Source organism: uncultured Novosphingobium sp. (assembly GCF_964277725.1).
Lineage (GTDB): Bacteria > Pseudomonadota > Alphaproteobacteria > Sphingomonadales > Sphingomonadaceae > Novosphingobium > Novosphingobium fluoreni.
Genome location: NZ_CAXYKL010000061.1, coordinates 1 through 3,709 on the forward strand (window position 1 = coordinate 1; position 3,709 = coordinate 3,709).

Genomic DNA, 3,709 nt, shown 5'->3' on the forward strand with positions numbered 1-3,709 from the left:
GGCGCAACATATAGGGCATGGGCGCATCGTAGAGGTTCGAGCGGTGATGCCGCGCCCGCGCCAGAATGGGATAGACGCCCGGCGGTGTGGGCTTGCGATCCGCGCCGTAGAGAATCACCGCAGAGCCAATTTCATGCCCGGCACGGAAGACGGAAATGGTCTGCAGGCTCAGGTCCACCCGCATCCACACGGGGCCTGACGGCACACCGCGATCATCCCAGACATAGCTGCCGAACCGCATCGGCTGGCGGACATCCAGCAAACTACGCACTGTCTGCCGCTCTCCATTCGGGAGGCGCAGCGAGGGCAGGCGGGCTGCCGGGTAGATGATGCGCCGGCTGGTGACGGGTGGCGAAACGGTAGTCTCCGCCGCTTGCGCCGGGATGGTCATCGACATCACGGCGCCCGTGATCGCCAAAGCGGGAGGGACGGTTCTGGCCATCCTTCTCAGCAGGTTCGTTACGACATTACGTACGCTCACGATCCGGTCGCTGGCGTATTGATAACGCTGGTCCGACGACGAAGCGCGTGCCCGATCACGCCGATCCCCATCACCATCATCAGCCACGTCGCCACTTCCGGCACCGCGCCGCCGGGGGTGATAGGGGGCGTTGGCGTCCCGGAGCCTGTCTGCCGGGGGCGATCGCCGAACGCGAACGGCGGCACGTCGAAGCCAGGGGGAGAGAGCGCATTGCCAAGATCTGGCAGATCGAAAACACCCACCGGGAAGCCTGTCAGCCCAGCGTCCGGCGGCAGCGCGAACGCGGGAAGCTCTATGAGTGGCGCAGGAACAGGCCGCCGCCGCACGACCGCCAGCACTCGCTCTTTCGGTCGGGGAGCAATCACCGGAGGCCGCGCCCGCGTGATGGCCGCTTTGCGTGGCTTGGTCTGATAAAGCGCACCCTTCGGCCGCTGCCCCGGCGAGCGTGAGCGCAGGATCGACAGGGGATCGCGAATGGCGGAGGAAATGGCAGCTCGGTCCTGACTACTGGCAAAGCTGACGAACACCCCCAGCCCGGCCAGCGCGGCAATACAGGCGATCAGCACCTTGCGTTGCAGCGGCCCAAGCCTGGACAGGACTTCCGCTATCGCCTCCAAGAGTGGGCCCTTCCCCGCATCAGTCTGTTTTAACATGCTTTACGGGCGTGAGGTTGCGGTTAACCTCGGTATCGGATCGATCTCAAGCGTCTTATAGATTCTCGCCTAAAGAAGACCGCGCTGTAACAAGTCCTGCTCCAGCGTGGCGACATCGTGGAAGTGGTGCACCTGCCAGTTCAAAGCGCGCGCTGCGGCGATGTTCGCGGCGTTGTCATCGATGAACAGCATCTGCGCCGGAGCGAACCCGAACCGCTGCGCCGCCAGATCGAAAATGCGCCGGTCGGGCTTGGCAATCTTCTCATCGCCCGAAACCACAATATCGTGGAAGTGCTTGAAATGCGGTTGCGTGGGAAAAAATTCGGCCCAGAACACGCTGGCGAAATTGGTGATCGCATATAGCGGCACATCTCGCTCGCCCAGACGGTTCAGCAGTTCGGTGGAGCCGATCACGGGCCCGGGAATGGTTTCCAGAAAGCGCGTGGCGTAGGCGTCGATCAGCGCGGCTTCCTTCGGGAACAGCGCTTTGCGCTCCGCCACTATTTCCGCCAGGTCCCCGCCGGCGTCATGCTGGAAATGCCATTCCTCGGTCACCACGGTGGCCAGGAACCAGTCCAGCCGCTGGGGATCGGCGATCAGCTTGCCGAACAGGCAGCGCATGTCCCATTCCACCAGCACCCGGCCCACATCAAAGACGATCGCCTTGACCGGCGCTTTGACCGGATGGTGCGTAGCGTGCGGCTCCCGCGCGGACGGCTTTGCTTCAGACACGACAAAAGCCCCCGCAGTAGCGGGGGCCCTCAACGGCGCTTATCCCGCCGAATGACGGCGCTCCCCGAAGGGAGCGCGTCGAAATCAGCCCTGACGCGCCTTGAAGCGGCGGTTGGTCTTGTTGATCACATAAGTCCGGCCGCGACGGCGGATCACGCGGTTGTCCCGGTGGCGGTCCTTCAGCGACTTCAGGCTGTTGCGGATCTTCATGTCAGTTCTCTCGTGATTCGCTATTGTGGCGGTTCCCGACCGCCGGAAAATCGAAGCCGCGCCGTTAAGGGTCCCGCCCATCGAAGTCAAGCCAGCGCACGCCGGTGAGATGATCTCCGTGCACTCTTGCAACCCGAGGTGCGAATCCACAAATCCAAGGAACTCGGGGATCCTATTCAGAAGTCCCGTCCGATCCGGAGACGATGCGATGAAGCCTTTCGCCCGCGCGCTGATCCCCGCCCTGGCCGCCGGGGCGCTGCTGCAAGGCTGCGCAACTCCTGTCGGTCCGGTCGAGGTTACCCGCTTCCACTTGCCCGACACCGCGATGCTGGGCCGCGGGGTGATCCGTGTAGATCCGGCCCCGGGCCAGGATGGTGCCGGTATCGAATATCGTACGTATGCCGCCGCCATCGCCCGGGAATTGACCCGTCTAGGCTATGCCGAAGCCGTGCCGGGCGGTCCCGCGCCCAGCCAGATCGCGGTGCTGAGCGTCGATCGCGAGACACTCGCCCCCCAACGGCGAGGCAGTCCGGTTTCGGTAGGCGTAGGCGGCGGCACCGGCTCTTTCGGATCTGGCGTGGGCCTCGGCCTTGGCATCAACCTTTCGGGTCCACCGCCCGCGCAAGTCAACACGCGCCTGAGCGTGGCTATCCGTGATCGCGTGAGCAACCAGAACTTGTGGGAAGGCCGCGCGCAATTCGGCGTCAGCGCCAAGGCACCTCTGGCTCAGACGTCACTTGGCGCGGCCAAGATGGCGCAGGCCTTGTTCAAAAGTTTCCCTGGAAACTCAGGCGAAACGATCATCGTCCCATGAGTGACATTGCGATCACCTCCGCCTTTGATTCGGGCAATATCGACGTCCGTTCGATCTCCGGGGACGAGGCTCTCCTAAAGATCCGGCCGGATCAGGATTCCGGTTTTCTGCAGTGGTTCCACTTTCGCGTTTCCGGCGCACGCGGGCGGACCCTGACCTTGCGAATTACCGGCCTCAACGGTTCTGCCTACCCGATGGGCTGGCCGGGCTATCGCGCACGTGTTTCGGAAGACCGCCAGTTCTGGGGCCTCGCCGATTGCGCGTGGGACGAAAGCCTTGAGGGCGGCACGTTGACGATCCGCTACACGCCCACCAGCGACGTGGCTTGGTTTGCCTATTTCGCGCCCTACTCGATGGAGCGGCATCACGATCTAATTTCGCGAATCGCCTCCGCTCCGGGCGTGTCGTACCGCGCTCTGGGCCAAACGCTGGACGGCAGGTCGCTCGATTGCCTGGAGTTGGGCGATGGTCCGCTGCAAGTGTGGCTCTACGCCCGCCAGCACCCGGGCGAATCGATGGCCGAATGGTGGATGGAAGGCGCGCTGGAATTGCTGGCCGATCCCGCCAATTCGGTCGCGCGCGAATTGCGCCGCCGCTGTCGCCTGCATCTGGTGCCCAATGCCAATCCCGATGGCTCAGCGCGCGGGCACCTGCGCACCAACGCTGCCGGCGTGAACCTCAACCGTGAGTGGCAGGATCCCAGCGCCGAACGCTCTCCCGAGGTGCTCGCGCTACGCACAGCGATGGACGAGACCGGGGTCGATTTCGCCATGGATGTTCATGGGGACGAGGCTATCCCCGCGGTGTTCATGGCCGGGT

5 protein-coding genes and 1 pseudogene are annotated in these 3,709 nt (G+C 64.0%); 2 read left to right on the top strand and 4 right to left on the bottom strand.

Going from position 1 to position 3,709, the window contains the following annotated elements:
* The 4 genes and pseudogenes from ACHWRX_RS03730 to ykgO form a co-directional block, all read right to left on the bottom strand.
* Window positions 1–397, bottom strand: a pseudogene (locus ACHWRX_RS03730) (L,D-transpeptidase); the annotation flags it as partial.
* Window positions 398–477: 80 nt separating this feature from the next.
* Complete coding sequence (locus ACHWRX_RS03735) at window positions 478–1,134, bottom strand: PEPxxWA-CTERM sorting domain-containing protein (protein WP_394658138.1); 657 nt, start codon at window positions 1,132–1,134, stop codon at window positions 478–480.
* Window positions 1,135–1,203: 69 nt separating this feature from the next.
* On the bottom strand, window positions 1,204–1,755 hold the full coding sequence (locus ACHWRX_RS03740; RefSeq protein WP_394658140.1) for an HAD family hydrolase: 552 nt from the start codon (window positions 1,753–1,755) through the stop codon (window positions 1,204–1,206).
* Between the two features lie 195 nt (window positions 1,756–1,950).
* On the bottom strand, window positions 1,951–2,076 hold the full coding sequence (ykgO, locus tag ACHWRX_RS03745; protein WP_003046794.1) for a type B 50S ribosomal protein L36: 126 nt from the start codon (window positions 2,074–2,076) through the stop codon (window positions 1,951–1,953).
* 208 nt (window positions 2,077–2,284) lie between these two features.
* On the opposite strand from ykgO, the gene ACHWRX_RS03750 reads away from it, so the two are divergent.
* Window positions 2,285–2,890 (top strand): DUF4136 domain-containing protein, encoded by a 606-nt coding sequence (locus ACHWRX_RS03750; RefSeq protein WP_183617147.1) that lies wholly within the window; start codon window positions 2,285–2,287, stop codon window positions 2,888–2,890.
* The coding region (locus ACHWRX_RS03755) for a M14-type cytosolic carboxypeptidase (protein WP_394658139.1) at window positions 2,887–3,709 on the top strand (823 nt) is incomplete at its 3' end. The genes ACHWRX_RS03750 and ACHWRX_RS03755, both read left to right, overlap by 4 nt.